The 26,270-nt window shown below is 70.8% G+C and carries 25 protein-coding genes; 16 read left to right on the forward strand and 9 right to left on the reverse strand.

Annotation, left to right across the window (positions count from 1 at the left end; translation table 11 throughout):
• The first annotated feature begins 83 nt into the window (after positions 1-83).
• Genes AB0J64_RS06945 through AB0J64_RS06955 form a run of 3 tightly spaced genes read left to right on the forward strand, consistent with a single transcriptional unit; the run spans position 84 to position 1,854 of the window.
• Positions 84-788, forward strand: coding sequence for an FCD domain-containing protein (locus AB0J64_RS06945; protein ID WP_364021853.1), 705 nt, complete (start codon positions 84-86; stop codon positions 786-788).
• Positions 789-832: 44 nt separating this feature from the next.
• Entirely contained in the window at positions 833-1,588 is a 756-nt protein-coding gene (locus AB0J64_RS06950; protein ID WP_364021856.1) for a hypothetical protein, read from the forward strand.
• Positions 1,585-1,854, forward strand: a complete 270-nt coding sequence (locus AB0J64_RS06955; RefSeq protein WP_364021859.1) for a hypothetical protein — start codon at positions 1,585-1,587, stop codon at positions 1,852-1,854. Before AB0J64_RS06950 ends, AB0J64_RS06955 begins: the two co-directional genes overlap by 4 nt.
• Here the strand turns inward: AB0J64_RS06955 and AB0J64_RS06960 are convergent.
• From AB0J64_RS06960 to AB0J64_RS06980, 5 genes are all read right to left on the reverse strand, one after another.
• A complete protein-coding gene (locus AB0J64_RS06960) occupies positions 1,799-2,602 on the reverse strand; it encodes an SGNH/GDSL hydrolase family protein (RefSeq protein ID WP_364021862.1) in 804 nt (267 codons plus the stop codon). The two genes, AB0J64_RS06955 and AB0J64_RS06960, sit on opposite strands and share 56 nt — an antisense overlap.
• Positions 2,599-3,174 carry a PadR family transcriptional regulator gene (locus AB0J64_RS06965; protein WP_364021865.1) on the reverse strand — a complete coding sequence of 192 codons (576 nt, stop codon included), beginning with the start codon at positions 3,172-3,174 and terminating at the stop codon, positions 2,599-2,601. Before AB0J64_RS06965 ends, AB0J64_RS06960 begins: the two co-directional genes overlap by 4 nt.
• A gap of 59 nt (positions 3,175-3,233) precedes the next feature.
• On the reverse strand, positions 3,234-4,682 hold the full coding sequence (locus AB0J64_RS06970; protein ID WP_364021867.1) for a sulfite exporter TauE/SafE family protein: 1,449 nt from the start codon (positions 4,680-4,682) through the stop codon (positions 3,234-3,236).
• Complete coding sequence (locus AB0J64_RS06975; RefSeq protein WP_364021870.1) at positions 4,679-5,881, reverse strand: tetratricopeptide repeat protein; 1,203 nt, start codon at positions 5,879-5,881, stop codon at positions 4,679-4,681. The genes AB0J64_RS06970 and AB0J64_RS06975 overlap by 4 nt, the downstream gene beginning before the upstream one ends.
• 164 nt (positions 5,882-6,045) lie before the next feature.
• Positions 6,046-7,422 (reverse strand): DUF4331 domain-containing protein, encoded by a 1,377-nt coding sequence (locus AB0J64_RS06980; RefSeq protein ID WP_364021872.1) that lies wholly within the window; start codon positions 7,420-7,422, stop codon positions 6,046-6,048.
• 214 nt (positions 7,423-7,636) lie between these two features.
• Here AB0J64_RS06980 and AB0J64_RS06985 point away from each other — a divergent pair, with 214 nt between their 5' ends.
• From AB0J64_RS06985 to AB0J64_RS06995, 3 genes are all read left to right on the forward strand, one after another.
• Positions 7,637-9,358, forward strand: a complete 1,722-nt coding sequence (locus AB0J64_RS06985) for an ABC transporter ATP-binding protein (RefSeq protein ID WP_364021875.1) — start codon at positions 7,637-7,639, stop codon at positions 9,356-9,358.
• A gap of 106 nt (positions 9,359-9,464) precedes the next feature.
• Positions 9,465-11,114 (forward strand): urocanate hydratase, encoded by a 1,650-nt coding sequence (gene hutU, locus AB0J64_RS06990; RefSeq protein WP_364021878.1) that lies wholly within the window; start codon positions 9,465-9,467, stop codon positions 11,112-11,114.
• Positions 11,115-11,408: 294 nt separating this feature from the next.
• Positions 11,409-12,245, forward strand: a complete 837-nt coding sequence (locus AB0J64_RS06995) for a MurR/RpiR family transcriptional regulator (protein ID WP_364021881.1) — start codon at positions 11,409-11,411, stop codon at positions 12,243-12,245.
• Here the strand turns inward: AB0J64_RS06995 and AB0J64_RS07000 are convergent.
• From AB0J64_RS07000 to AB0J64_RS07010, 3 genes are read right to left on the reverse strand one after another with little or no spacing between them, the layout of a single operon-like run.
• Positions 12,225-12,974: an ABC transporter permease gene (locus AB0J64_RS07000; RefSeq protein WP_364021884.1), complete on the reverse strand. Its 750-nt coding sequence runs from the start codon at positions 12,972-12,974 to the stop codon at positions 12,225-12,227. The two genes, AB0J64_RS06995 and AB0J64_RS07000, sit on opposite strands and share 21 nt — an antisense overlap.
• Positions 12,971-13,924, reverse strand: coding sequence for an ATP-binding cassette domain-containing protein (locus tag AB0J64_RS07005; protein ID WP_364021887.1), 954 nt, complete (start codon positions 13,922-13,924; stop codon positions 12,971-12,973). Before AB0J64_RS07005 ends, AB0J64_RS07000 begins: the two co-directional genes overlap by 4 nt.
• A gap of 16 nt (positions 13,925-13,940) precedes the next feature.
• Entirely contained in the window at positions 13,941-14,471 is a 531-nt protein-coding gene (locus AB0J64_RS07010) for a PadR family transcriptional regulator (RefSeq protein WP_364021890.1), read from the reverse strand.
• Between the two features lie 56 nt (positions 14,472-14,527).
• Here AB0J64_RS07010 and AB0J64_RS07015 point away from each other — a divergent pair, with 56 nt between their 5' ends.
• The 8 genes from AB0J64_RS07015 to AB0J64_RS07050 all read left to right on the forward strand — a co-directional run bounded on the left by AB0J64_RS07015 (position 14,528) and on the right by AB0J64_RS07050 (position 23,064).
• Positions 14,528-15,214, forward strand: coding sequence for an SDR family oxidoreductase (locus tag AB0J64_RS07015; RefSeq protein WP_364021893.1), 687 nt, complete (start codon positions 14,528-14,530; stop codon positions 15,212-15,214).
• 27 nt (positions 15,215-15,241) lie between these two features.
• Complete coding sequence (locus AB0J64_RS07020) at positions 15,242-16,504, forward strand: allantoate amidohydrolase (RefSeq protein WP_364021896.1); 1,263 nt, start codon at positions 15,242-15,244, stop codon at positions 16,502-16,504.
• Positions 16,495-17,817, forward strand: a complete 1,323-nt coding sequence (locus AB0J64_RS07025) for a formimidoylglutamate deiminase (protein WP_364021899.1) — start codon at positions 16,495-16,497, stop codon at positions 17,815-17,817. The genes AB0J64_RS07020 and AB0J64_RS07025 overlap by 10 nt, the downstream gene beginning before the upstream one ends.
• Positions 17,814-18,962, forward strand: a complete 1,149-nt coding sequence (gene hutI / locus AB0J64_RS07030) for an imidazolonepropionase (protein WP_364021902.1) — start codon at positions 17,814-17,816, stop codon at positions 18,960-18,962. The genes AB0J64_RS07025 and hutI overlap by 4 nt, the downstream gene beginning before the upstream one ends.
• 103 nt (positions 18,963-19,065) lie before the next feature.
• Positions 19,066-20,007 (forward strand): sigma-70 family RNA polymerase sigma factor, encoded by a 942-nt coding sequence (locus AB0J64_RS07035; protein WP_364021905.1) that lies wholly within the window; start codon positions 19,066-19,068, stop codon positions 20,005-20,007.
• Positions 20,008-20,176: 169 nt separating this feature from the next.
• Positions 20,177-21,355, forward strand: a complete 1,179-nt coding sequence (locus AB0J64_RS07040) for a globin domain-containing protein (protein ID WP_364021908.1) — start codon at positions 20,177-20,179, stop codon at positions 21,353-21,355.
• Complete coding sequence (locus AB0J64_RS07045) at positions 21,352-22,200, forward strand: DivIVA domain-containing protein (RefSeq protein ID WP_364021911.1); 849 nt, start codon at positions 21,352-21,354, stop codon at positions 22,198-22,200. The genes AB0J64_RS07040 and AB0J64_RS07045 overlap by 4 nt, the downstream gene beginning before the upstream one ends.
• A gap of 423 nt (positions 22,201-22,623) precedes the next feature.
• Positions 22,624-23,064 carry a hypothetical protein gene (locus AB0J64_RS07050; protein ID WP_364021914.1) on the forward strand — a complete coding sequence of 147 codons (441 nt, stop codon included), beginning with the start codon at positions 22,624-22,626 and terminating at the stop codon, positions 23,062-23,064.
• Between the two features lie 155 nt (positions 23,065-23,219).
• On the opposite strand, the gene AB0J64_RS07055 is transcribed toward AB0J64_RS07050, so the two are convergent.
• Positions 23,220-23,879: a GPP34 family phosphoprotein gene (locus tag AB0J64_RS07055; RefSeq protein WP_364021917.1), complete on the reverse strand. Its 660-nt coding sequence runs from the start codon at positions 23,877-23,879 to the stop codon at positions 23,220-23,222.
• Positions 23,880-24,142: 263 nt separating this feature from the next.
• Between AB0J64_RS07055 and lxmK the strand changes: the two genes are divergently transcribed.
• Entirely contained in the window at positions 24,143-25,279 is a 1,137-nt protein-coding gene (gene lxmK, locus AB0J64_RS07060; RefSeq protein WP_364021920.1) for a class V lanthionine synthetase subunit LxmK, read from the forward strand.
• On the forward strand, positions 25,276-26,259 hold the full coding sequence (locus AB0J64_RS07065; protein WP_364021923.1) for a T3SS effector HopA1 family protein: 984 nt from the start codon (positions 25,276-25,278) through the stop codon (positions 26,257-26,259). The genes lxmK and AB0J64_RS07065 overlap by 4 nt, the downstream gene beginning before the upstream one ends.
• Positions 26,260-26,270: the final 11 nt, after the last annotated feature.

Consider the following 26,270-nt stretch of genomic DNA (forward strand, 5'->3'; position numbering starts at 1 on the left):
TTGGGCTAGTGTTAGACCATTGAGGTGTATTGCGGGATCTCTTGTCAAGACCTGAGGACACGTTGGACGAGTCGGCGCGTTTGATGACGGTGTTACGGCCGGTGCGGGCCGGCAACGCCTTCGAGGAGACCGTGGAACGGCTGCTCCAGGCGATCAAGCTCGGCGTGGTCGCGCCCGGCGACAAGCTGCCGCCCGAGCGCGAGCTTGCCGTCCAGCTCGGCATCAGCAGGGTCACCTTGCGCGAGGCCATCCGCGCGCTGTCGGACGCCGGCTATCTCGACGTGCGCCGTGGCCGCTACGGCGGGGCATTTGTCACGTACGTACCGCCCAAGCCCGATCCCGGCGACCTGCGGCAGGTCGTGGCCGAGATGGGCAGGGACGACCTGTCGGACGCGCTCACGTTCCGCCTGGCGGTGGAGTGCGGGGCGGCGCAGGTGCTGGCCTCCTCCGGCCTCACGGACGAGAAGCGGGACGTGCTCCTCCGCCGCCTGGCGGACCTGAACGCGGCCCCGATCGAGGACTACCGCCGCCTCGACACGGCCTTCCACCTGTCCATCGCCGAGCTGACCGGCTCGACCCTGCTCGCCACGGCGTGCGCCGACGCCCGCTCGCGGGTCAGCGACCTGCTGAACGCGATCCCGATGCTCCAGGTCAACCTCGAGCACGCCGCCGTGCAGCACCAGGCCATCGTGGACGCCGTGCTCGCCGGCGACCCTGACGCGGCCCGCCGGGCAGTGAGCGAGCACCTGGAGGGCACGGCAGCTCTTTTGCGGGCATTCCTCTCCTGATTCATGGAACGGGCGGACGGCTCGTAACATCTCTTTCTAGAGTCATGGAGCGCTGGTTCGAGCAGAGCATTGTTTCCACAGGACGGCTGCCGCTGTTCTGTTACTTCGTCACGCTCATCGTGGCGTTCATCGCCACCCGCATCAACGTCCGCCTGATCAGGGCGAAGGTCGGCTGGTTCCGCAACGTGAACGTGGGCGAGATGCACATCCACCACGTCGTGTTCGGCGTCGTGCTGATGCTGGTCGGCGGCGTCTCCGGGCTCATCGTCTCCTCCGCCTCGCAGCCCGGCTACGCGGCCGCGGCCTGCATCTTCGGCATCGGGTCCGCGCTCGTGCTGGACGAGTTCGCGCTGATCCTGCACCTGCACGACGTGTACTGGGAGGAGGAGGGGCGCACCTCGGTGGACGCGGTCTTCATCGCGGTCGCCGTCACCGGCCTGCTCCTCATCGGCCTGCGCCCTCTGACCTGGGACTACGGCACGCCGGTCAACCCTGCCGTGCTGATCGTGGCCAATCTCCTGCTGGCCGTCATCACGCTGCTCAAGGGGAAGATCTGGACGGGGATGGCGGGCCTGTTCGTCCCGCCGATGCTGCTGGTGGGAGCGGTACGGCTGGCCCGCCCCGACTCCCCCTGGGCCCGCTGGTTCTTCACCAAGAAGTCACCGCGCAAGATGGCCAAGGCCATCCGGCGGGAGGAGCGGTGGCGGCGGCCGGTGATCAAGGTCAAGATCGCCTTCCAGGAGTTCCTCTCCGGGCGTCATGATCTGCCTTCCACGCGGCGTGGCCGTCGGCATACGTGAGCATGGCCTATGAGGGGCTCGATGCCGCCATGGAGCTGCCGACGGCCGACGTGGCCGAGGTGCTGGGGCTCGACGGCGCGGTCGGGCTGAAGGTGTGTGCCCTGCACGAGCGGAGCCACGCGCGCGACATCGTCGATGTCGCCTCCGTGAGCCACCTGTACTCCTTCCGCGCGCTCGAAAGCCTCGCCAAGGTGCACTACGACGGGCGGACTACGACGATCCGGATCTGCCTGGCATCGACTGATCGCCGCCGATCATCGGCGTGAGCAGTGGGCGTTTGGCGGTGCGGCCGTCGCCGGAGGAGCGGCCGCGGAGGCGGCGGCCGATCCAGGGGCCGGCGAAGGCGGCCAGCCAGCGCACCTCCGCCGACGCCGCACGCAATGCGCCCGGGACGGGCAGTGGCGGCAGGGGCGCCGTCCACGTGTCGTCGCTGCCGGGCAGGCCGAGGGCGTGCGCGACGCCGGCGGCGAAGCGGGTGTGGCCGATCGGGCTCGCGTGCAGCCGGTCGACGCTCCACATGCGGGCGTCCACGATGTAGTCGAGCGGGAACGTGTCCACCAGCGTGACCCCGGGACGGGCGGCGGCCTCGCGGATGCGGGCGTTGAAGTCGAGCAGCCTGGGCCGGAGCGGGCGGGCCAGCGGAGCGATCCTGAAGAAGTCGGGGAAGGTCATGGTCACCACGTGCGCGCCCGCGGCGGTCAGCTGGGCGATCATGTCCGCCACGATGCCCGCCACCCTGGCGGCGTCGAAGCCGGGCCGGATGATGTCGTTCATGCCTGCCATGACCGTGACTAGGTCGGGACGGAGGGCGAGGGCGGCGGGCAGTTGCTCGTCCCGGATCTGGGCCGCCTGGCGGCCGCGGACCGCGAGGTTGGCGTAGTGGAGGCCGGGGTTGGCGCGGGCCAGGTGCTCGGCGAGCCGGTCGGCCCAGCCGCGGTGGCCGGCGACGTCGTCGCCGTCCCCGAGCCCCTCGGTCTGGCTGTCGCCGATCGCTACGTAACGGGCATACGTCATGAGTTCGTCCTCCGTGTGTGGGCTGCTCGTTCGGCCAGCGTCCGGGCGGTCTCCAGGCACCAGTCGCGCATCTCGCGCTCCAGGCGGCAGCCCGCCAGGCAGGAGAGGTACGGGCCCACGTGCTCGCCCTGGTGCAGGAACGTCTCCTCGTCCTGGTCGCCGCGCATGCGGAGGAGGATCTGCTCGAACAAGGCGAGCTTGGCCGCCGCCTCCTCGGCCCGCTCCTTGAGCTGCTCGATCACGGGCCCAGGGTCGACGTGGTCCACGGCGTGCACTTTGACGGCGAGGTCGTCGCGGATGAGGAGGGGCTTGGGCGGGGTCGCGGCGAAGGACGCCAGCTCGGCGGCCCCGGCCTCGGTGACCGTGAACACCCGCTTGTTGGGACGGCCGGTCTGGACGACCTCCCGGCCCGCGATCAACCCTTGGGCCTCCAGCTTGGTCAGCTCCGCGTAGAGCTGCTGGGGGGCGGCGTACCAGAAGTTGGAGACGCCGACGTCGAAGATCTTGGTGAGCTGGTAGCCGCTGTACTCGCCGCCGAGCAGGGCCGCCAGCACGGCGTGCCTCAGAGCCATGGATAGTCATGTCCATGAGTAGTCATGGACATGACTATAAGGGCGCAGGCGTACGGACGCTAGAGGGTGGCGACCGAGCGGAGGGCCAGGCCCGCGCCGAGCAGCACCACCATCGCGGCCGTGCCCACCGGGGCCAGGCCGGAGAGCCTGGCGGCCAGGCGGCGGCCCGCTGAGGCGCGTCGTTCCAGGCGGTCCACGAGCTTGACCAGGAGCAGGCCGGTGACGGTGAGGGTGGCCGCCATGCCGAGGCCGTAGGCGGTCACCAGCGCCACGCCGAACCAGGTGCGGCCGAGCGCGATGGCCCCGAGGAGCACGACGAGGGCCGAGGGGCTGGGGACGAGCCCGCCCGCGATGCCGAGGCCCACCAGGCTTGCCCGTTTTGTCCCTCGTTCGCCCCTGTACTCACCCTCATCGCGGTGCCCATGCCCATGTCCGTGCCCATGTCCGTGGCCGTGACCGTGCCCGTGCCCGTGGAGGCCGGAGCCGGGGCGGCGGCGGGCGTTCAGGAGGAGGCGGAGGCCGATGGCGGCGATCAGGGCGCCGCTGGCCACCCCCAGCCAGGCCAGCACCGACTCGCCCGCCAGCGCCGTGAACACGCTCAGCAGCAGCCCCACCACCAGCACCCCGACCGTGTGCGTGGCCGTCACCGTCGCGCCCACCACGAGCGCGTCGCGGGGCCGCCCGCGCCGCCCCGCCAGGTACGCGGCCATGATGGTCTTGCCGTGCCCCGGGATCAGCGCGTGCCCGGCCCCGAGCACCACGGCCAGCCCCACCGCCAGCAGCCCGAGCGGGACCGTCAGCGCGTCGGAGCCGATCAGCCCTGTGAACATCCGGTCCAGGGCGCCCAAGGCGTCACCAATCGGACCCCCGATCCCGCCCGGCACCGTGCCGCCGCCGGGAGCCCCGGCGGCGGGCAGGCTCGGGCCGGGGGCGACGGTCAGCGTCGCGGTGCGCTGGTCGAGCGGGTTCGCCAGCAGGTCGTCGGGGTACGCGTGCAACTCCCTGCTCGCGCTCACGGAGGGCACCGAGGAGCGGACCAGCCGCACCCCGTCGCCCACGGTGGTGATCTCGCGCCAGCCGATCCTGTCCTGCTCGAACCCGTCCGTGAACTCCACCGCCTTCGTGGCGCGGACTGCGGCCACGAGCCGGCAGGACAGGCGGCTGGTCTGGAGGCCCCCTTGGCCGGGGCCGTACGCGAAGGAGGAGCCGGCCACGCGCCACGGCACCGCGCTGCCCGCCACCTCGAGCCGCTGGGCGGCGGCCAGCGCGGCGCAGCGGCGGGCCGCGTACGAGCCGTCCACCTGGGGCCGGGCCTGCAGCGTCGGCAGCTCGGCCAGGTCCACGACGGCGAGGTTGCGTATCTCGGAGGGGAAGACGCTCAGGCCGTTGTAGTGGTTGACGGTGAAGTTGCCGAGCGGGTGCAGCGTCACGGGAGCGGCCTCCGCTCTGCCGGTGGCGAGCCAGAGGCTCGCGCAGAGGGACAGCAGGACGAGCCGGACCGCTCTCATGAGAACCTCGCCAATGCGGGAAGCGTCGGGTCGAAGCCGGCGTCCACCTTGACGGGCCGGCCGAGCGCCTGTTCGATCTTGGCGCGGTGGTAGGTCAGCAGCGGGTTGCGCCAGCCGGTGGCGGTGGCCTTCTTCGCGTACGGCAGCGCCTCGGCCGGCCTGCCGGCCTTGAACAGGGCCCAGGCCAGGGCGTCGGCGGCGACGAGGTTCGGGTTGCGGGCGTACTCGGCTCTGGCGTGCTCGACGGCCGACGCCGGGTCCCCGTGGTCGGCCTCGAACTCGGCCCAGGTCAGGTCGTCGCGCACGCCCGCGGCCTGGAACAGCTTGCGCTGCGCCCTGAGCAGCGTCCAGTCGGGGGTCTGACCCGCCTTGATCCGGGTCTCGCCCTGCTCGATCAGGTACTGCGGGAGCGGCAGGCGTTCGACGACGGTGTCGTACAGGGTCAGCGCCTCGGTCAGGCGGCCGCTCAGCGCGGCGGTCCTGGCCTGGCCCGCGAGCGCCGGCGGGTAGGCGGGGTACGCCTGCAGGGCTTTGGCGTACCAGTCGGCCGCTGTGGCGAGGTCGCCGGAGTGGAGCGCCAGCTCGCCCAGGTAGTAGCGGGCGTAGGCGACGTCGGCGGGCGACCAGGCGTCGTTCTCCGCCATGTCCAGATATTTCCGGGCGCCGGCCAGGTCGCCGCGGAGCTCGGCCGCGTACGAGGCGCGGGCGAACGCGGCCACCCCGGGCCGCAGGTCCATCATCCGGTCCACGGCCCGCTGCGCCCCGCGCAAATCCCCGAGCTGCGTCCTCGCGTCCGCCAGCACGCCGTAGGCCGCCGCGCCGTACGGGTTGGCGCTCGCTGCGCGCTCGGCCAGGCGTACCGCGTCGGCGAACTCGTGGCGGCCCGCGGCGAGCGCCGCCTGACCGGTGAGCACCGCGTCGTCGCCGGCCCTGAGCTTGGCGGCCGTGGCGATCGCGCCTTCCGCCTTGGTGTAGTACGACGGGTCGCCGGTGATCCTGGCCTGGTCGACGTACTGGGAGGCGAGCTCGGCCCAGCCGCGGTAGTCGCCCGGCAGCCGCCTGAGCCGCTCCTGCAGCGTCTCGGCGGCCGGCGCGGCCTGCGCCACCGGCTGCTCCGAGGGCGCCGCCGAGAACGAGAAGATCGTGAAGGCCATGGCCCCGAGGAGGGCCAGTCCGGCGAGTACGGCGAGGGAACGCATGTCCAAGGCTCCAGTGCTGAGGGACCTCAAGGGGTGACGGCCGGCCGGCCGTGACGGGGACCACGGACGGCCGGCCGTTGGCCGGCGGCAGACGATGGGAGACGGGAAGCCTGCCGCCGGGGGCGGACCGGCCTGCTTGGAGAGGGAGCAGGCCGGTCAGGGAGTCAGCGCCGGTTCACCGCGACGTTGCTGGGCAGCGGGATGTACGGGAACGACTGGAGGAACGGCTTGTCGTTCCCGTCCACCTTGTCCGTCAGCCCTGGCACGAGCTTGCCGGTCAGCGCGGCGCCGGCCACGGCCTGCAGCGCGATGTCCACGACGTCGTCGGAGAGACGGCGGCCGTTCGGGAACCCCTGCAGGTCACCGGCCAGCACGCCGAGGCGGTTCGGGTCCTTGGCGGGCGGGACCGCCATGTTCAGCCGCAGCATCTCGGAGGGGCGCAGCTTGCCCGCGTCCTTGTTGAGCACCTGCGAGTTGAGGTCGGCCTTGATCGGGCCGTTCTGCTTGGCGATGCCGGTCAGGAAGATCTCGACCAGGTCGTTCCGCGGGGTCGCGGGGGCCTTGATGCCGTAGACGGCCTCGAGCAGCCTGGCCACCTCGGGGTCGGTGACCCGTTTGACCAGCGGCGCCACGTCGGCGTCTTTCTCCGGGGGCAGGGCGTTGAAGGCGTCCTTGAGCCCGGCGGGCGAGACGACCTCGTTCACCAGCGGGTTGCACAGGCGCGAGACCTGGACGTACCTGCTGCCGTTGAACTTGTCGGTCGTCGAGCAGATGCCGATCACGGGGTTGCGCTTGACGTCGCCCTTGAGCGCCAGCTCCTTGGCGGGCACCTGGATGGCCACGGTGTTGACGTTGTAGCCCTTGGCGGTGTCCTGGCCGACCTCGGACAGGTTGCCGCCGTAGAGCAGGTCGAACACGCGCAGGTCGAGGAAGAACGCCTCGTCCGACTGCCCGGCGAACACCTTGCCGCCGCCGGGCAGGCTCCTGAGGGACTGGGCGCGCAGGGTGCCGTAGTCGGGCATGGAGGCCGGGCCGACGTTGCTCGGCGCGACGACGCCGTCGCCGACCAGCGTCCTGGTGCCCTCCGGGGTGATCTTCTTGAGCGTGTAGCGCTGGCGGAAGAGCAGGTTCGGGTCGTCGAGCGAGGTGACGGGGCCGTTGTTGTAGAGGAACGTGGTGGTGCCGCGCTTGTCCTCGTTGCGGAACGTCCACTCGTAGGTGATGTCGGGCCTGGCGTCGCCGTCGTTGTCGATCTTTATGTTGTACCGGGACCTCGTGGCGAACGGGTAGAAGTTCGGGCCGCCGTGGGGCTCCTCGAACGGGATCCAGTTCGCCAGCAAGGTCACCGTGTCGGCCTTGTCGGGGCTCACGAACGCGTACACGTCCGTGTTGTCGTGCTGCGGGTCGCCCGCGATCATGGGCGCCTCGCGGTGCGAGGAAGCGATGCCGGAGTCGGTACGGAGCACGGCCAACGACGACGCGGCGACCGCTGCGGCGAGGCCAAGCCCGACTAGAGCGCGCCGGTTGATCCGGAGCTCCATCTTCGGTCCTTTCGAAGGGCTGATCAGGTGGTGCGAGGTTCCGGCCGGGTTCCTCGACGCCCTATTCGTCTGTGGGCCGCCTCCGGATGTCGGTCTCCTCCTCAGGAATGAGGGTCAACCAAAGTTGACATACTTTGGTCGTCAATTTAGGTTGACTCTGCAGGGCGGTGCGGATCCCGCCGTCCCGTTCGTTGGAGACAAGTCGGGATATGTCGTGAGAGGAGACGTGGTGGTCAAGGAGTTGCTCGCCTACATCCGCCCGCACCGGAAGATCCTGTTCCTGGGCGGCCTGCTGGGTCTGATCGGCTCGGCCGCGGGCCTCGCCATGCCGTTGCTGGCCAAGTACGTCGTGGACGCGTTCGGCAAGGCAGGATCGATGGCCGGTCCGCTGTTAGGGCTGACCGCGGCGGTGTTGATCGGCGCGGTCGTGTCGGCCGGTGGAAGCTACCTGATGGAGCGCACGGGCGAGGGCATCGTGCTCGGCGCCAGGCGCAGGCTGGTCGACCGGATGCTGCGGCTCAAGGTCGCGGACGTGGACCGGCTCAAGCCGGGCGATCTGCTGTCGCGGGTGACCGGTGACACGACGCTGCTCCGCTCCGTGCTGACCAACGGGATCGTGGAGTCCGTCAGCGCCGCGTTCATGCTGGTCGGGGCCATCGTCATGATGGCGACCATGGACGCCGTGCTGCTGCTGGTCACGCTGCTCGTGGTGGTGGTGGTCGGCGGGCTGGTCGCGCTGATCATGCCGAGGATCCAGCGGGCGCAGAGCCAGGCCCAGGAGGCCGTGGGCGAGATGGGCGCCGTGCTGGACCGGGCGCTGCAGGCGTACAGGACCGTGAAGGCCAGTGGCGCGGAGGAGCGGGAGATCGCGGTGGTGGGCGAGGCCGCGACGCGAGCCCGCGACAGGGGGCTGCAGGTCGCCGGGTGGACGTCGCTCGCGGGAGTGGCGACGTGGATGTCGGTGCAGATCGCGTTCCTGGCCGTGCTGGCCATCGGCGGGGCCAGGGTCTCCTCGGGCGCGCTCGAGGTGTCGTCGCTGATCGCGTTCCTGCTGTACCTCTTCTACCTCGTGCCGCCGATCGGGCAGCTCGTCCAGGGCGGGGTGCAGCTCCAGCAGGGGCTGGCGGCGATGAAGCGGATCAAGGAGATCGAGGACCTGCCCGCCGAGCCGGCCGACGCCGCCGTCGCGGGCGCCGCGGAGCCGGTCGGGGTGACGTTCGAGAACGTCGTCTTCAGGTACGGCGACGACCGGCCGATCGTGCACGACGGGGTCAGCTTCGAGGTGACGCCAGGCGGGCTGACCGCGCTGGTGGGGCCGTCAGGTGCGGGCAAGTCGACGGTGTTCGCGCTGCTCGAACGCTTCTACGACCACCAGAACGGGAAGATCGAGATCGGCGGGCGCGACATCCGCGACTGGCCGCTGGGCGAGCTGCGGGCCGCGCTGGGGTACGTCGAGCAGGACGCTCCCGTGCTGGCGGGAACGCTCCGGGAGAACCTGCTCTTCGCCGCCCAGGACGCCACCGAGGAGGAGCTGCGCCGGGCCATCGCCCGTACCAGGCTCGACGACCTGGTGGCCAGGCTGCCCGAAGGGCTGGAGACGCCGGTCGGGCACCGCGGCGTGCTGCTGTCGGGCGGCGAGCGCCAGCGGGTGGCCATCGCCAGGGCGCTGCTGCGCAAGCCCAGGCTGCTGCTGCTCGACGAGGCCACCTCGCAGCTCGACGCGGTCAACGAGCTGCGGCTGCGCGAGGTCATCGCCGAGGTGGCCCAGGAGACCACCGTGCTGGTGATCGCCCACCGGCTGTCCACCGTCACGAACGCGGACCGGATCGTGGTCATGGAAGGCGGCGGCGTACGGGCGGTCGGGACGCACGCCTCGCTGGTCGGCGAGGACGAGCTCTACCGGGAACTGGCCGCCACCCAGTTCCTTGTGAGTTGAGCCGATGTAGGTGCGGACTCTGTCTGCTACCTGCAACGGACCGCTGAACGCGGTCCGTTGTACTCTGCGGTGACATAGATGAATGTATTCATTCAGGAGGGTCACGATGAGCCGCAGCGTGCGCGCGCCACGAGGCACGACGATCACCGCCAAGGGATGGCCGCAGGAGGCGGCGCTCCGCATGCTCCAGAACAATCTGGACCCGGAGGTCGCCGAGCACCCCGAGCAGCTCGTCGTCTACGGCGGTTCGGGCAAGGCGGCGCGTGACTGGGCGTCGTTCGACGCGCTGGTCAGGACGCTGACGACGCTCGAGGGCGACGAGACCCTGCTGGTGCAGTCGGGGCGCCCGGTGGGTGTGTTCCGCACCCACGAGTGGGCGCCCCGGGTGCTCATCGCCAACTCCAACCTGGTGCCCGACTGGGCCAACTGGGAGGAGTTCCGGCGGCTGGAGGCGGCCGGGCTGACCATGTACGGGCAGATGACGGCCGGTTCGTGGATCTACATCGGCACGCAGGGCATCCTCCAGGGCACGTACGAGACGTTCGCGGCGGTGGCCGACAAACGCTTCGGCGGTTCGCTGGCCGGGACGGTCACCTTGACGGCCGGGCTCGGCGGGATGGGCGGAGCCCAGCCCCTGGCCGTCACCATGAACGGCGGGGTGGCCATCTGCATCGACTGCGACCCGCGCTCGGTCGCCCGGCGGATCGAGCACCGCTACCTCGACGTGGAGGCCGCGTCGCTGGACGAGGCGCTGCGGCTGGCGTACGCGGCGCGCGACGCCCGCGAGCCCCTGTCCATCGGGGTCGTGGCGAACGCGGCCGAGGCCGTGCCCGCCCTGCTGGCGCGCGGCGCCGAGATCGACATCGTCACCGACCAGACCTCGGCGCACGATCCGCTGATGTACCTGCCGCTGGGGGTCGCCTTCGAGGACATGGCCTCGGAGCGGGACAAGGATCCCGCGGGGTTCACGGAGCGGGCGCGGGACTCGATGGCGCGGCACGTGGAGGCGATGGTGGGGTTCAAGGACGCGGGGGCGGAGGTCTTCGACTACGGCAACTCCATCCGGGGCGAGGCACGACTGGCCGGATACGGGCGGGCCTTCGACTTCCCGGGGTTCGTGCCCGCGTACATCAGGCCGCTGTTCTGCGAGGGCAAGGGGCCGTTCCGGTGGGCCGCGCTGAGCGGCGATCCCGCCGACATCGCCGCCACCGACCGGGCCATCCTGGAGCTCTTCCCCGAGAACGAGGGCCTCTCGCGGTGGATCAGGAAGGCCGGGGAGAAGGTGCACTTCCAGGGGCTGCCGGCGCGGATCTGCTGGCTCGGGTACGGCGAGCGCAACGTCGCCGGGGAGCGCTTCAACGACATGGTGGCCTCCGGTGAGCTGCGGGCGCCCATCGTGATCGGGCGCGACCACCTCGACAGCGGGTCCGTGGCCTCGCCGTACCGCGAGACCGAGGCCATGGCCGACGGCTCTGACGCGATCGCCGACTGGCCGCTGCTCAACGCCATGCTGAACACCGCCTCGGGGGCGGCCTGGGTCTCCATCCACCACGGCGGCGGGGTCGGCATCGGGCGCTCCATCCACGCCGGCCAGGTGACGGTGGCCGACGGGACCGCCTTGGCGGGGGAGAAGCTGAACCGGGTGCTGACCAACGACCCTGGGACGGGGGTCATGCGGCACGTGGACGCGGGGTACGAGGAGGCCGCCGAGGTGGCCGCCACCCGCGGCGTCCGCATCCCGATGCGCGAGTCCTGACCCTGGCCCGCGGTCCGCGTCGCGCCGGGCTCCGCCGCACGCCCCTCGCCGATACGGCGCTCGGAGGGAGGCCGTCGTGCTTCGGTGGCTGGCGCCGCTCGCGTTGCGCCGGTCGCGGCCGCACAGCGTCTCGCCGACGCGGCGCCCCATGAGTGCGCCGGTGGGGTGGGGGGCAGGACAGGCGGCGCGCACTGCCGGCAGGCGGCGGGTGGTCGCTCGTCGGCCTGGGGGCGGTGGGGTGATTGTGGCCTTCGAGCGGGATGAGATGTGGGGTGGGAGACGTTGGAGATGGGCGTGGCGGACGGATATCACGGTGGGCTGGGTGTGCTGCTGGATGGCCGGAGGCTGTCGCCCGTGCAACGGAGGATCGCGCAGTACCTCAGCGAGCATCTCGACGAGGCGATCTTCCTGTCCAGCGTGGAGCTGGCCGAGCGGGCAGGGGTGAGTCAGCCGTCCGTGACCCGGTTCGCCATGGTGCTGGGGTTCGCCGGGTATCCCGAGCTGCGCCAGGCGCTGCGCCCGCTGGTGCTGGGCGGTGGCGGGGTGGAGGGCCCGCAGGAGAGTCTGCTGCGCGGGGCCATCGACTGCGAGATCCGCAATCTCGCGCTCGTCAGGGAGCGCCTGTCGACGTTCCCGCTGAAAGAGCTGGGCGAGCAGCTGGCCGCCACCGAGCCGCTGACCGTGCTGGGGCTGCGGGTCTCGTGCGGGCTGGCCACCACCTTCGCCTACTACGCCCGCCGCATCCACCCCGACGTGCGGCTGCTCACGCACGGCGGGTCGGAGCTGGTGGACGGGCTGCACGCCGCCCGCAGGGCGGGCGCGGAGTGGGTGGTGGCCGTGGTGCTGCCGCGGTATCCGACGGAGGCGGTGCAGGCGCTGGAGTACGCGGAGAAGCTGGGCCTGCGCGTGGCGGCCATAACCGATAAATCCGATTTCCCGGCCGAGGTCGTGCTGGACGCCCCCGTCGGCGACCGGCTCGTGTTCGATTCGCACGCGGCGCCGCTGGCCCTGGCCATGGCCCTGGTCGAGGCCATGGCCGACGCGGCGCCGCTGCGCACCCAGGCCCGGCTGGAGGAGTACGAGCGGATGACCGACGAGACCGGTACGTTCCTACCCGGCGATCCTGCGTAGCGACCGCATCGACCAGATCGTGGTGAGCACCGCCAGCACGATGAACACCGCGAACGCGATCGGGATCGACGAGTCCGACAGCCGCCCGGCGAACAACGCCCGCCCCGCCTCGACCGCGTGGTAGAGCGGGTTGATCGGTGCGACGGCCTGCATCCAGCCCGGCGCGAACGAGATCGGGATGAACAGCCCGGCCAGCAGCATGATCGGCAGCATGAAGAGGTTGAGCGTCTGCGACATGCCGTTCTCGTCGCGTACGGTCAGCGCGAGCCCCTGCGACAGCCCCGAGGCGAACAGCCCGGTCGCGGCCATGAGCAGCAGCACCAGCAGCAGCTCGACGGCCCCGATGCGCACGCCCATCGCGATCGCCACGATCAGCACGAGGATCGCCTGGCACACCAGCACGACCATGTCCTTGGCCACCCGCCCGAGCACGATGGCCGGCCGCCACGCGGGGCTGACGGCGTACCGTTCGAGCGAGCCGTTACGCAGCTCGGCGATCAGCCCGAACCCGGAGAAGAGCGAGCCGAAGACCGCGATCATCATCATCGACGCCGGGGTGAACATCCGCAGCGCGTCCGCCGTCGTGCCGCCCGGCGTGAGCGACTTCAGCAGCGGCGCGAACATCAGCAGGTACAGCACCGGCTGCATGATGCCGAACAGCGGCCAGATCGGGTTGCTGAACGACTTCTTCAGCTCGTAGCCGGTGAACAGGGCGATGTGGCGGATCATGCGGCGGCTCCAGCGTCGCGGAGGGTGCGGCCGGTCTTGGCCAGGAAGACGTCGTCGAGCGTGGACCGGTCGAGCGCGATCGAGCTCAGGCTCAGGCCCTGCTCCTCCAGGGCCCGCAGCAGCGCGGGCAGCGTGTGCTCGCCGTCGTCCACGTAGACGCGCAGGAAATCCTCGTCGACGCGGGTCTCGCGGGCGAGCGGCTTGAGCGTCTCGGCGGCCCGCTCGGGCTGGTCCACCCTGAGCGTGATCACGTCGCCGGAGACCTCGCGCTTGAGCTCGCCGGGGGTGCCCTCGGCCACGATCTGGCCATGGTCGACGATCACCAGCCGGTCGCACAGCGCGTCGGCCTCGTCGAGGTAGTGGGTGCTGAGCAGCACGCTCGTGCCGGACTCGCGCAGCTGCCTGATGCGGTCCCAGAGGTTGGCGCGGTTCTGCGGGTCGAGGCCGGTGGTGGGCTCGTCGAGGAAGAGCAGCGGCGGGTTGTGCACCAGCCCGAGCGCGATGGCCACGCGCCGCTTCTGCCCGCCCGACAGGGTACGCCCGGGGCGGTCGGCCATCTCGGTCAGGTCGAAGCGCTCCAGAACCTCGGCGGTGGCCCGCTTCGGATCCGCCATGGCGTGGATCTTGGCGGCCATCATGATCTGAGCCCTGGCGCTCGTGGTGTCCTCCACGCCGCCGGCCTGGCTCACGTACCCGAGCTTGGTCCGCACCGCGGCGGGCTCCTCGAGCAGGTCGTGACCCGCGACGGTGGCCGTGCCCGCGTCCGGGGTGATCAGCGTGGCGAGCATCCTGATCGTGGTGGTCTTGCCCGCGCCGTTGGGCCCGAGCACGCCGAAGATCTCGCCCTTCTCCACCTCGAGGTCCACGCCGCGAACCGCCTCGACGGTCTGCGTGCCCTTCCTGTTCCGGGTGGTGAACGTCTTTCTTAAACCATGTGCCTCGATGATCATTGGGGGGTTCGGCTCCTTACGGCAATTCGCCGGCCTCGACCTGCCCGATCGCCTTCTCGACCCACTCGAGCTGGGCCTGGAGCATGGCTCTCGTCAGGCGGAGGTTCTCGTCTATGTGTCGCGGTGCGCCATAGCGTTGCTTGACGCCGTACAGGCTTTCCATGCTGTCGACGCCGATCCTGAGCCGTTGCATCCTGCCATGGAGCGCGTCCAGAATCTCCTGCTTTTCCAGCCGATCCATGAACGTCAGCGCCACCTGGAACGGGTCGATGATCGGCCTGACCTCGTGCCAGGCACCCATCAGCAGCCGGTAGAACTCCGCGCGGCCCAGCTCGGTGAGCGCGTAGACGCCCTTGCCGCCCCTGCCCGGCTCCACGATCTCCAGCAGGCCCTCGTCGGCCATCTTGCCGAGCCCGTGGTAGATCGACCCGAAGGCGATGTTGGCCCACCGCTCGGTGTTCAGCGCCTCCAGCCACCTGCGAACCCCGTACCCGTTCATGGGGCCGTCGAGCAGGGCGCCGAGAATCAAGATCCGTGTCGAAGACATGCGCTCAAGTTTGTATTCAAATTTGAATACCTGTCAACGCCAATAGGCTGATCTCCATGAGTGAACGACCGACGGCGCTGGTCACAGGCGCTTCACGGGGGATCGGCGCGGCCGTGGCCAAGGCCCTCGGCCCCACGCATCACGTGATTCTCAACGGCCGGGACGAGGAGTCGCTGGCCGCCGTGGCGGCCGGGCTGCCCGACGCGCGGCTCTGGCCGGTGGAGCTGACGGAGGTCGCGGAGCCGGACGTCGCGGGGATCGACCGGCTCGACGTGCTGGTGCACAGCGCCGGGATCAACCGCATGGGCAGGATCGCCGACCTGGCCGCCGACGCGTGGCGCCAGACGCTGGAGGTGAACGTCGTCGCGGTGGCCGAGCTGACCAGGCTGCTGCTGCCCGCCCTGCGCAGGGCCGGAGGACACGTGATCTGCGTCAACTCGGGATCGGGGCAGCGGGCCAACCCCGAGTGGGCCGCGTACGCCGCCAGCAAGTTCGCGCTGAAGGCGTTCGCCGACGCGCTGCGGCTGGAGGAGCCCGAGCTCAGGGTCACCACCGTCTACCCGGGCCGTACGGCCACCGACATGCAGCGCGAGCTGCGCCGCTACGAGGGCGGCGCGTTCGAGCCCGAGAAGTACCTCCAGCCGGAGACCGTGGCGCGGGCCGTGCTCGCCGCCGTCACTGCGGGTCCCGACGCCCACCTCACCGAGCTGACCCTGCGCCCCAGGGGTGGCCCCGTGAACTGAATGGATCCATTCACTACAGTTGGGGCCATGCTTCTTGAACCACTCGCGCACATAGGACGGGATCCGGCGACCGGCGGCTACGTCAGGGACGCCTGGTCGGACGCTGACATGGAGCTGCGCGAGTGGTTCGCGGGCGAGGCCCGGCGCAGGGGGCTCGACCTGCGCGAGGACCGCAACGGCAACCTCTGGGCGTGGTGGGGCTCCCCCTCGCGCGACCGCCCGGGGGTGGTCACGGGGAGCCATCTCGACTCCGTACGACAGGGCGGCGCGTACGACGGGCCGCTCGGTGTCGTGTCGGCCTTCGCGGCGCTGGATCTCCTCCGGCAACGGGGGACGCGGCCTGCCGTGCCGGTCGGCGTGGCGTGCTTCACTGACGAGGAGGGCGCCAGGTTCGGGGTGCCGTGCATGGGGTCGCGGCTGCTCACGGGCGTGCTGGGGCCCGACAGGGCGCTCGCGCTCACGGACGACTCCGGCGACACGCTGGCCGACGTGCTGACGAAGGCGGGGCGGGCGGCGAACGAGATAGGGCGGGACGACGAGACGCTCGCCATGGTCGGCACGTTCGTGGAGCTCCACGTCGAGCAGGGCCGCGGCCTCGTCGACGAGGGGCGGCCCGTCGGGGTGGCCCGGGCGATCTGGCCGCACGGGCGGTGGCGCTTCGACTTCCGGGGCCGGGCCGACCACGCGGGCACCACCCGGCTGGCCGACCGGGACGACCCGATGCTGCCGTTCGCCCGCATGGTGCTGGCGGCCCGCACGGCCGCGGCGGAGCGCGGGGTGGTGGCCACGGTGGGCAAGGTACGCGTCTCGCCCGGCAACGCCAACGCGATCCCCGGCCTCGTCTCGGCCTGGCTCGACGCCCGCGGGGCGGAGGAGAGCGCCGTCCGCGACCTGGTCGCCGAGCTGGAGCGCGAGGCGTCCTCCGGAGCGGCCGGCGACACCGGCACAGGCACCGGCACCGGCACAGGCGCGGGCACCGGCGCAGGCACAGGCGGCGCAGGCGGGCGGGTCGAGGTCCGGGAGGAGTCGTGGACGCCGGTGGTCGACTTCGACGTGGCGCTCCGGGAGCGGCTGGCCCGGGTGGCCGGGGGCGACACGCCCGCGCCGATCCTCCCCACGGGCGCGGGCCACGACGCGGGAATCCTGGCCGCGGCGGGCGTTCCGAGCGCGATGCTGTTCGTCAGGAACCCCACCGGCGTGTCCCACTCTCCCCACGAGCACGCCGAGCAGGCAGACTGCGAGGCGGGGGTCATCGCACTCGCGGACGTGCTGGAGGATCTGTGTCGCTGACCTACTGGTGCGAGCACGCCTGGCTGCCCGACGGCGTCGCGGAGGGCGTGCTCATCGAGGTCGAGGGCGCCAGGATCGCGAGCGTCGGCCAGGGGCCGCCGGGCCCGGCCGTGCGCCTGCCCGGGCTCACCGTCCCCGGACTGGCCAACGCCCATTCCCACGCCTTCCACCGCGCTCTTCGCGGCAGCGCCCAGGAGGGCAAAGGCGACTTCTGGACGTGGCGCGACCAGATGTACGAGGTGGCGGCGGCGCTCGACCCCGACTCCTACCTCCGGCTGGCCACGGCCGTCTACGCCGAGATGGCGCTGGCCGGGGTGACCTGCGTGGGCGAGTTCCACTACCTGCACCACGCGCCGGACGGCCGCCCGTACGACGACTCCAACGCGATGGGCCACGCCCTCGTCCGCGCGGCCCGCGACGCGGGCCTGCGCATCGCGCTGCTCGACACGTGCTACCTGTCCGGCGGCATCGGCGCCCCGCTCTCCGGCGCGCAGCTGCGCTTCACCGACGGGTCCGCGGAGGACTGGGCCTCCAGGGCCGAGGAGCTGGCGGCGGCGTACGAGGGGCAGCCCGACGTGGAGATCGGCGCGGCCATCCACTCGGTACGCGCGGTGCCGCCCGAGCAGATGCCGGCCGTGGTCGAGTTCTCCCACCGCTTCGCGGCGCCGCTCCACATGCATGTGTCCGAGCAGCCGGCGGAGAACACCGCGTGCGTGGAGATGTACGCGGCCACGCCGGTCCAGGTGCTGCACGAGCGGGGCGCCCTCGGCCCGCGCTCGACCGCGGTGCACGCCACCCACCTGACCGACGTGGACATCGAGCTGATCGCCCAGTCCGGCACGTACATCTGCATGTGCCCCACCACCGAACGCGACCTCGCCGACGGCATCGGCCCGGCCAGGACGGCGGCCGACCGGGGCGCGCAGCTCACGCTCGGCTCCGACAGCCACGCCATGATCGACCTGTTCGAGGAGGCCAGGGCCGTGGAGCTGGACGAGCGGCTGAGCAGCGGCAAGCGCGGCAACTGGAGCGCCGCCGAGCTGCTCGCCGCCGCCACGGGCGCGGGCCACGCCTCGCTCGGCTTCCCCGACGCGGGCCTGCTCGTGCCCGGCGCCTGGGCCGACCTGGTGTCGGTACGGCTCGACTCCGTGCGTACGGCGGGCACGCGCGGGCTGGAGGCCGTGGTGTTCGCGGCCACGGCGGCGGACGTGCACTCGGTGGTCTCCGGCGGCCGCCGGATCGTCACGGACGGGCGGCACGAGCTCGGCGACGTCGGATCCCTGCTGGCCGAGGCGATGGAGGGTGTGCGGTGACCACGACGCTGATCGAGGGGATCGGGCTGCTCTACACGGGCGACCCCGAGCGCGAGGAGATCGAGGACGCGGCCCTCGTCCTGGACGACGACGTGGTCGCTTGGGCCGGGCCGTCGTCGCGGGCTCCCGACGCCGACGAGCGCGTGGACGTCGAGGGCCGGGCCGTCATCCCCGGCTTCGTGGACAGCCACGCCCACCTGGTCTTCGCCGGTGACCGGACGGCCGAGTTCCAGGCCCGCATGTCCGGCGAGCCGTACACGGGAGGCGGCATCAGGACCACGGTCGCCGCCACCCGGCGGGCCGGCGACGCCGAGCTGGCCGCCCGCACGCTGGGCCTGGTGAACGAGATGCTCGCCCAGGGCACGACCACCGTGGAGATCAAGAGCGGGTACGGCCTGACCGTCGCGGACGAGCGGCGCTCGCTGCGGATCGCCGCCAGGCTGACCGATGAGACCACGTTCCTGGGGGCGCACGTCGTGCCCGCGGACATGGACGCCGACTCCTACGTACGGCTCGTCGCCGGCGAGATGCTCGACGCGTGCGCGCCGTACGCGAAATGGGTGGACGTCTTCTGCGAGCGCGGGGCGTTCGACGGCGACCAGACGCGCGAGATCCTGGGCGCCGGGCTGAAGGCGGGGCTGGGGGTGCGCGTGCACGCCAACCAGCTCGGCGAGGGGCCAGGCGTGCGGATCGCCTGCGAGCTGGGCGCGGCCTCCGCCGACCACTGCACCCACCTGACGCCGGACGACGTGGAGGCGCTGGCCTCCTCGGACACCGTGGCGACGCTGCTGCCGGGGGCCGAGTTCTCGACGCGCTCGCCGTACCCCGACGCGCGGCGGCTGATCGACGCGGGCGCGACCGTGGCGCTGGCGACCGACTGCAACCCGGGGTCGTCGTTCACGTCGTCGATGGCGTTCTGCGTCGCGCTGGCCGTACGCGAGATGCGGATGACGCCGCTGGAAGCGGTCAGGGCGGCGACGTACGGCGGGGCACGCGCGCTACGGCGTACGGACGTAGGCTGGCTGCGGCCCGGAGCCCGGGCGGACGTGGTCGTGCTCGACGCCCCCTCCTATGTACACCTGGCCTACCGGCCCGGCGTCCCCCTCGTTCACCAGGTGTTTCACGACGGTCTCCTCCTTGAGTAGGACATCCAGAACCATCCCTCGGACGTAGTGCTTTAGGGAATCTTTGCTTCTGGCCGGACGTTGGCCGGGTATAGAACGCAGCTGCGGAACGAGGTGCCTGGGGATGGCAAGGCCTACGGGGAGTCGCACGCAGGAGCAGCACGTCGCGGAGCGCGATCTGCTGGGGACATATCTGGCTGAGATCGGCCGGGTCCCGCTGCTCACGGCGGAGGAAGAGGTGGAGCTCGCCAAGCGGATAGAGGCGGGTCTCTTCGCCGAGCAGCTGCTCGACAGCGGGGGCTCGGAGCCGCGGATCGGGGACGCGGCCGACGAGGAGCTGGAGCGTCTGGCCATCTCGGGCCAGCGGGCGAAGGACGAGTTCATCCAGGCCAACCTGCGCCTGGTGGTGGCGGTGGCCAGGAAATACTCGGGGCGGGGGATGCCGCTGATCGACTTGGTGCAGGAGGGCAATCTCGGGCTGGTGCGCGCTGTCGAGAAGTTCGACTACCGGCGGGGGTACAAGTTCTCGACGTACGCGACGTGGTGGATCCGGCAGTCGGTGGGCCGTGCCATCCACGAGCAGGCCCGCCCGGTACGCCTGCCCACGCACGCGGGGGAGCAGATGACCCGGCTGATGCGGGTCCGGCGCGACATGCTGGCCGAGTTCGACGCCGAGCCGACCGACGACGACCTCGCCGGGATACTCGACCTGCCGATCGAGCGCGTGCGCGAGCTGCGGCGGTGGGCGTCCGACCCGGTCTCGCTCCAGCTCGGCGTGGGTGACGAGGACGAGACGGAGCTCGGCGACATGATCGCCGACGAGACGTGGGCCGATCCCGAGCAGCAGGCCATCGACATCCTGGAGCGCGAGCGCCTGGACCAGTGGCTGACCGGGCTCGAGGGGCACACCAGCGAGATGCTGCGCTGGCGGTACGGGCTGGTGGACGGGCGCGAGCACACGCTCACGGAGGTGGGCGAACGCTACGGCATCGGCCGCGACCGCGCGCGCCGCATCGAACGCGACGCGCTGGCCCGCCTGCGCAAGATGGCCACCGCCGCCGCCTGATCCTCGCAAAGGGCGCCCCGGTAACCGGGGCGCCCTTGCGTTGCGCGATGCCCCGGGCCGGCGGGTGACAGATGTCATATGGGGCCCATGACTCAGGCGACTACAAGATCGTCCCAGCCGACGCGAGACTGATGGGAAGTCGGAGCGTTGACAGAAGGCTGGAGGCCACATGCCGGGCACGAGCGTCGAGCTGTCGCCCCATGGTGCGAGCGCCCCCGCGTTCACCCAGGTGAAAGCCAATTTTGAGCTCGTCGCCAAATACGGCGACAACGTGCCGCTCTACCTGTTCTCCGACCTGTTCCTCCGCGCTCCCGCGCTGCGTGAGCTGTTCCCGGTCCAGATGCGCCGTCAGCGCGATCGGTTGATGACGGCGCTGTCGTACGCCGTGGAGCATGCGCAGAACCTGTCGGAGATCACGCCGTACCTGCACCAGCTCGCCCGTAGCCACCGGAAGTCCGGCATCCAGAGCGAGCACTACGAGCAGTGGAGCGCCAGCCTGGTGCACACCATGCAGCGCTTCTCGGGGAACGTGTGGAACGAGGCGGTCGAGGAGGAATGGCGGGACTTCCTGTCTCTGCTGACCCGGACGCTGGCGGAAGGGGCGCGGCAGGACGCCAGCCTCCGGCCCGCGTACTGGACGGCCGAGGTGATCAGCCACGAGCGGAGAAACGTGGATGTGGCGGTGCTGCGGCTGCTGGTGGACCGGCCCTTCAAGTACGTCCCGGGGCAGTCGGCGCCCGTGGAGGTCAAACAGTGGCCCAACATGTGGCGCTACTACTCGATGGCCAACCTGCCGCGCCGTGACAACACGATCGAGCTGCACGTCAAAGCGGACGGCGCGGTGGGTCGTACGCTGGTCCGCGACGTGCGCGAAGGCGAGGTCGTCAAGCTGGGCGCACCCGTCGGCACCTTGACGCTCAACCCGAACACGGGGCGCAACATCCTGCTCATCGCGGGCGGCACCGGGTTCGCCCCCGTCAAAGCCATTCTCGAGCACGTGACCAGGCTGCCGGTGCCGCCGTGGGTGTCGGTGTTCGTCGGTGCGCGCGAGCCCGCCGGGCTGTACGACCTCGACGTGCTGCGTGGGTGGGAGGAGAAGTTCCCCTGGCTCACCGTACGCGCGGCGCTGTCGGAGCTGGAGGACCAGAGCGTGGCCACGACGGGCACGGTGGCCGAAGCCGTCAGCCGCTACGGGCGGTGGGAGGGCTACGACGCCTACGTGTGCGGTCCGCCGGCCATGGTCGACAGCACGGTTGACATGCTGCGGGCGAACGGCTTCAGCGACAGCCGCATCCGCTTGGAGAGATTCGCGAGCGCCGTTACGCCTTCCAGGAGGTTCGCCACATGAATGATTCGATGGAGCCGTTCCCGCCGCCCGACCGGTCGATCAACGGCAACGGGCACCACGCCGTGCAGGAGCTGCAGCCGTGGACCGACGCCGGCGACGGCAGCACGGGCTGGAACGATGACAACTCCGGCTGGAGCGGTGACAGCAACGGCTGGCAGGAGGAGGCCTGGGAGGAGCCGCAGTGGGACGAGCCCCAGGCGCCGGGCAACGAGGTCTCCGCTGAGCGGCTGACCCCGGCGGCGCTGCGCGCGGTGGTGTTCCGCCGCGCCGCGCTGGGCAAGCGCGGCCTGGACGAGCACCAGGTCAACAACCTCCTCGACCGGGTGGAAACCGAGCTGGTACGGCTGACGCAGGAGAAGAAGGCGCTGGAGGCCGAGGTGAAGCTGCTGCGCGACAACGCGATGCAGCAGCAGGCGCCGCATCGGCCGGAGCCTCTCGAGCCTCCCAGAGAGCAGCCGCAGGCCAAGGTCAAGGAGACCGGGCTGGCCCGCGTCGACGCGGCCGAGCAGGCCGCGTCGCGCTCGGTGGCGAGCCGCGTCCAGGAGGCGCACGTCTACGCCGCGAGCCTGCTCTCGCAGGCCCAGCAGACCGCCGACCAGTACATCCAGGACGCGCAGCGGTACAGCAGGGAGCTGATCGAGGACGCCCTGCTCAAGCGGGGCACGATGCTGGCCAAGGCGGCCGATGAGCAGGGCGTCGTCGGTGAGGAGTCGGTGGGGCGGGAGATCGCGCGCTTGCGCGCGGCCAACCAGACGTATCGCGGCAAGCTGCGCGACCACTTCGAGCTGATGCTGATGAACCTCGACGAGTGGGAGACCGCGGAAGGGATCGGCGGCTCGGCCTGACGCCGTTGCATCCCGTCGCGCTCGTCCTGTTCGTCGATGCCGGATGGCTCCGGCCAGGTCACGAAGGGCAACGGTGGCAGGCCGAGCCGCGGTGCGATGCATGCGTTCGCGTCATCCATCCGGGTCGTGGCCCAGACCACATCGCAGGGCAGTGCCGTCAAGCGGGGCCCGTGCGCGGGATTGATGCCGAAGTCACCCGTCGTTGTGGACAAATGTCATATCGCGGGGAAGCGGCGAGGAAGCGCGGGATTGTTACGGTCCTTCAAGTAGACGCTGTTGCCGAATTCTGGTGAAAGCGGCCGATGCGAGCGAGTGCAGAATTCGTGGCCCCGGCTGCTTCGCAATTGTGCTGAGGCTTTTCGCCTCCGGAGAGCGACTCGGCGGCTCTCTCAGGCTTTCGTCCCTTTCAGAAAGGAAAGGTTAATGGCTCACAACAACGAGTTGATCCCGGGGATGCCGGGAACTGTCCGGGCCGTCCAGGTGTTCATGTGGATCAGCGTGGTGCTCGGCGTCATCCTGCTGGCGGTCGGAGCGCTGAGCCTGGCCGCCGTCAACGCCCTTTCGAGCGACCCCGAGATCGCCGCCGCGTCTTCGGCGCTGCCCTCGATGGGGGTGATGTGGATTCTGCTGCTGATCTCGGCCGTCCTGGTCGTGGCGCAGCTGATTCTGGTGATCAGGATCCCGCGCCGGCAGGCCGCCACACGCACCGGCATCATCGGGCTCTTCGTCGTCTCCGCGGTACTCGGCATCGTCACCGCCGTCCTGACCACGGACTACGTGTCCAACGGGATCTCCCTGGTACTGTCCGCGCTGCTCGTCAGCCTGCTGATGACCGAGGGCGCCAAGCAGTACTTCGTCAACTGACCGCCCGCGGGCCGGGGCTTCGCTGAGCCTCTCCGCCGCCGTCCCGGTGGTGGAGAGGCCTCAGTCATGTCCGCGTGCCACACAGATCTCGCACACACGAGTACGGCCGGCGCCGGGCTATGCAGGAACCCGGCGTCGGCCGTACTCCAGAGATACTATGACCCGCCCGCGTCCAGTAGCGTCACGCCGGCACCGGTGGTATCGGGCTTCGTCGTCGTCTTGTCGACGTAGGTCTTGACGGCCTGCCCCGCCCAGTCGTCCCGGACGAGCTCGTCGATCCGCTTCTCGTCGTCGATGGCGATCAGCTGCTTGAGCACGCCGCTGTGGTGGGTCAGGGCGAGCAGCGTGAGGGTGCGGGCGTCCGGCTTCTGGCCGCGCACCACCTGGCCGAGCCGCGCCGTGATCTCGCGCACCAGCCTGGTGTCGTCGTACTCGTACCGTTCGACCGGGAAGAGCCCCAGGACCCGGGACTTGTCAGCCTTGAACGCGCCGCGCTCCATGAGGCGCTGCAGGTAATGCCGGCCCTTGCGCACCGGGTTGATCCTGATCAGCCATTTGCTGGGCGGCAGCGCCTTGCCCACCTTGGCCATCTGGGAGAGCACGGCGTCCAGCTGCGCGTCACCGGTCGGCTGGCTGTCCACCACGGCCAGATCGGCGCCCCTCAACTCCACTCTCCCGAGCTCGGCCAGCTCGGCCAGCTCGGCGGCGGTGAGGCTGATGTTCAGCACATTGTTGGGGATCAACTGCTTGCCGTCGCTCTCCCGATGAGCGAGCAGGATGAGCTCTTCCGGGAACGTGAGCTGTTCTGTGGACATATCGCGAGTGTCTCTCCAGCACGGCTTTTCCGCGTAGACATTGATGTCATCGGGGTGTTGTGACATCTGTCATGTGGCGTCTGTCGCGTGCCGAGGCGAGCGTACCTTACCGCCGGCCGCCGCTGAAAGCACATGTCGTACGACGCCAAAAATCCGGCTTCACCTGCGGTTTCAACAGGGGGACGCTTCGAGGAAGCCGGGAGGAAGTGGCGATTGTTAGCTTTTCTTCCATCAGAGCCACGGTCGCTGAAGACGGGGAAACGATGACGGCGCTGAAAGACGGGGAGAAATACACAGCCAAGGGCTGGATGGCACCGATCGATCTGGACCGGGTGCCCGACGTCGAGGTGTTTCTCGACCGGCTCGGCCACGGCCGGTTCGATCGGGAGACGCTGGTGGCGCCCATCGGCCGCAATGAAGTGTGGGCGGGCAGGACCGACAGCGGCAGGAAGGTCTTCGTCAAACGTCTCATCGGAGGCGACGACGCGGCACCGCGGCTGCGGCGCATCCTCGCCTTTGAGCGATTCAAGGCGAATCGGCCGCTCCTCGCGGACCAGGTCCGGACGCCCGGCTTCCTGGGCGCCGACGAGGACGCCGGGCTCGTGGCCTTCGACTTCATGGACGAGGCCAGGAACGGCGCCGAGTCCATGATCGAGGAGTCGTTCGGCGACGAGCTCGCCAGGCAGGTGGGCGAGGCGATAGGCCACCTGCACAACGCGGTACCGGAGGCCGGTGAGGGGCTGGACGACGGCTCCTTCCCGCTGCCGGACCTGGACCTCCTGCGCGGGCTGCCGCTCGAGCTCTGGCACAACCTGAGCTACGGCGAGCTGGAGAGCTGGAGCATCCTGCACGGCGACCCCGAGCTCATGCGCGGCATCATCACGCTGTGCGAGAGGGAGAGCCAGGCGCCCAAGGTCCCGGTCCACGGCGACTTCCGGGTCGACCAGATCCTGCTGCCGGATGACGGCGGGTTCCAGATCACCGACTGGGAGGACTTCCGCCTAGGGGATCCCGCCCGCGACGTCGGCGCCTTCGCCGGCGAATGGCTCTTCCGCTCCATCCTGGACATCGTCAGCGCGCGCGGCGACGAGGTCGTCTTCGAGGCGGCCGAGTTCACGCACGAGATGGTCCTCCAGCGTGGCGCGGAGAAGATCGAGCGGCTCAGGCCGCGCATCCACAGCTTCTGGCAGGGCTATCGGGCCGTGAGGACGGGGCTCGACGACGAGTTCGCCGTGCGGGCCACGGCGTTCGCCGGCTGGCACATGATCGACCGCCTGCTGGCCTCGGGGGCGCGCTCGGCCAAGCTCTCCGGCATCCAGCGCGCCGCCGCCGGCATCGGCCGCACCGCGCTGCTCGCGCCCGCCCGATTCACGATCGCCCTTGGTTTGGAGGACGAATGAGCGTCGCTGACCTGGCGGTGCCGGGAGAGATCGCCCCGGTGCTGGACGCGGTGACCGTCGACATCGACGGGCTCCGCGCGGACGTGGCCGGAGTCACGGTCGAGGCCGACAGCGCAGGCGAACTGACGGTGAAACTCTCCCAGACACTCTACGAGGTCTTCCACACCGGACGGCGGTCGGAAGAGGGCCAGGCGCTGCCGTTCCACCTGCGGGACAGGGCGTTCGAGAAGGCTCTCGCGGAGCATGTACCCCACGCGACGACGGTGTCGGAGGGCGTGATCGCCGAGGCGGTCGCCGCCGACGCGGGGGAGGACACGCAGGTCCTCGTCGTGTGCGGCGGGACGCGGGTCTGGATGCCACGCGGCAGGATCCTGAACGGGCCGCCGCTCGCGCCGGGCCGGCGGGTGGACGTCACGCTGTCACCCCTGCGGCCGGCGCTCTCACCGGGCTTCTTCTTCGTGTACGGCTCGGCGCCGAGCGACATGCGGGGCGACCTCCTGCGCGTGTACCTCCATCTGGCGGACCCGGAGCAGGCCCCGGCCGTGTGGTACGTGGTCCTGTCCTACCTGGAGGAGCGGAAGGCGGAGTACCGCGCCAAGGTGCTCTCCTCCCCGCTGCTCTACCCGCGGCGCGACGGCCTGGTGGTCTATCTCGGCGCCCGCTCCCGCGGGCTCGCCGCCGATCTCGCCACCCTCGTCGAGGACCTGCCGGGCGTGGGGACGGAGACGTCCGCGTTCGCGAACGCCCTGGGTCCCGGAGTGGCGACCGCGTGGGAGCCCGACGACCGCAGGCCGGTCATGAAAGGGATGAGCTTCGGCCAGCACCGCGCAGGTGTGCTCGGGCAGGCGCTCGTGGAGGCTGCCGCCGGCAAGGCGCCGGTCTCCGCGGTGGTCGCCGCCCGGCTCGCCGAAGCCAACATCGACCCGTGCGACCTCGCACGGAACCAGACGTCGCCTCAGGCGATGACGGAGGGCCGCTGAACGGCCCTGCG

It is taken from the genome of Nonomuraea sp. NPDC049695 (genome assembly GCF_040674955.1).
GTDB classification, from domain to species: Bacteria; Actinomycetota; Actinomycetes; order Streptosporangiales; family Streptosporangiaceae; genus Nonomuraea; species Nonomuraea helvata.

Excerpts from the sequence above, each read along its gene's own strand:
- AB0J64_RS07020 (WP_364021896.1), top strand. The coding sequence starts at position 15,242 with ATGCTTCTTGAACCACTCGCGCACATAGGACGGGATCCGGCGACCGGC.
- AB0J64_RS07045 (WP_364021911.1), top strand. The coding sequence starts at position 21,352 with ATGAATGATTCGATGGAGCCGTTCCCGCCGCCCGACCGGTCGATCAAC.
- AB0J64_RS07005 (WP_364021887.1), bottom strand. The coding sequence starts at position 13,924 with ATGATCATCGAGGCACATGGTTTAAGAAAGACGTTCACCACCCGGAAC.
- AB0J64_RS06965 (WP_364021865.1), bottom strand. The coding sequence starts at position 3,174 with ATGGCTCTGAGGCACGCCGTGCTGGCGGCCCTGCTCGGCGGCGAGTAC.
- AB0J64_RS07065 (WP_364021923.1), top strand. The coding sequence starts at position 25,276 with ATGAGCGTCGCTGACCTGGCGGTGCCGGGAGAGATCGCCCCGGTGCTG.
- lxmK (WP_364021920.1), top strand. The coding sequence starts at position 24,143 with ATGACGGCGCTGAAAGACGGGGAGAAATACACAGCCAAGGGCTGGATG.
- AB0J64_RS06970 (WP_364021867.1), bottom strand. The coding sequence starts at position 4,682 with ATGAGAGCGGTCCGGCTCGTCCTGCTGTCCCTCTGCGCGAGCCTCTGG.
- AB0J64_RS06950 (WP_364021856.1), top strand. The coding sequence starts at position 833 with ATGGAGCGCTGGTTCGAGCAGAGCATTGTTTCCACAGGACGGCTGCCG.
- AB0J64_RS07015 (WP_364021893.1), top strand. The coding sequence starts at position 14,528 with ATGAGTGAACGACCGACGGCGCTGGTCACAGGCGCTTCACGGGGGATC.
- AB0J64_RS06960 (WP_364021862.1), bottom strand. The coding sequence starts at position 2,602 with ATGACGTATGCCCGTTACGTAGCGATCGGCGACAGCCAGACCGAGGGG.
- AB0J64_RS07055 (WP_364021917.1), bottom strand. The coding sequence starts at position 23,879 with ATGTCCACAGAACAGCTCACGTTCCCGGAAGAGCTCATCCTGCTCGCT.
- AB0J64_RS07010 (WP_364021890.1), bottom strand. The coding sequence starts at position 14,471 with ATGTCTTCGACACGGATCTTGATTCTCGGCGCCCTGCTCGACGGCCCC.
- hutU (WP_364021878.1), top strand. The coding sequence starts at position 9,465 with ATGAGCCGCAGCGTGCGCGCGCCACGAGGCACGACGATCACCGCCAAG.
- AB0J64_RS07050 (WP_364021914.1), top strand. The coding sequence starts at position 22,624 with ATGGCTCACAACAACGAGTTGATCCCGGGGATGCCGGGAACTGTCCGG.
- AB0J64_RS06975 (WP_364021870.1), bottom strand. The coding sequence starts at position 5,881 with ATGCGTTCCCTCGCCGTACTCGCCGGACTGGCCCTCCTCGGGGCCATG.
- AB0J64_RS07000 (WP_364021884.1), bottom strand. The coding sequence starts at position 12,974 with ATGATCCGCCACATCGCCCTGTTCACCGGCTACGAGCTGAAGAAGTCG.
- AB0J64_RS07040 (WP_364021908.1), top strand. The coding sequence starts at position 20,177 with ATGCCGGGCACGAGCGTCGAGCTGTCGCCCCATGGTGCGAGCGCCCCC.
- AB0J64_RS06945 (WP_364021853.1), top strand. The coding sequence starts at position 84 with ATGACGGTGTTACGGCCGGTGCGGGCCGGCAACGCCTTCGAGGAGACC.
- AB0J64_RS07035 (WP_364021905.1), top strand. The coding sequence starts at position 19,066 with ATGGCAAGGCCTACGGGGAGTCGCACGCAGGAGCAGCACGTCGCGGAG.
- AB0J64_RS06980 (WP_364021872.1), bottom strand. The coding sequence starts at position 7,422 with ATGGAGCTCCGGATCAACCGGCGCGCTCTAGTCGGGCTTGGCCTCGCC.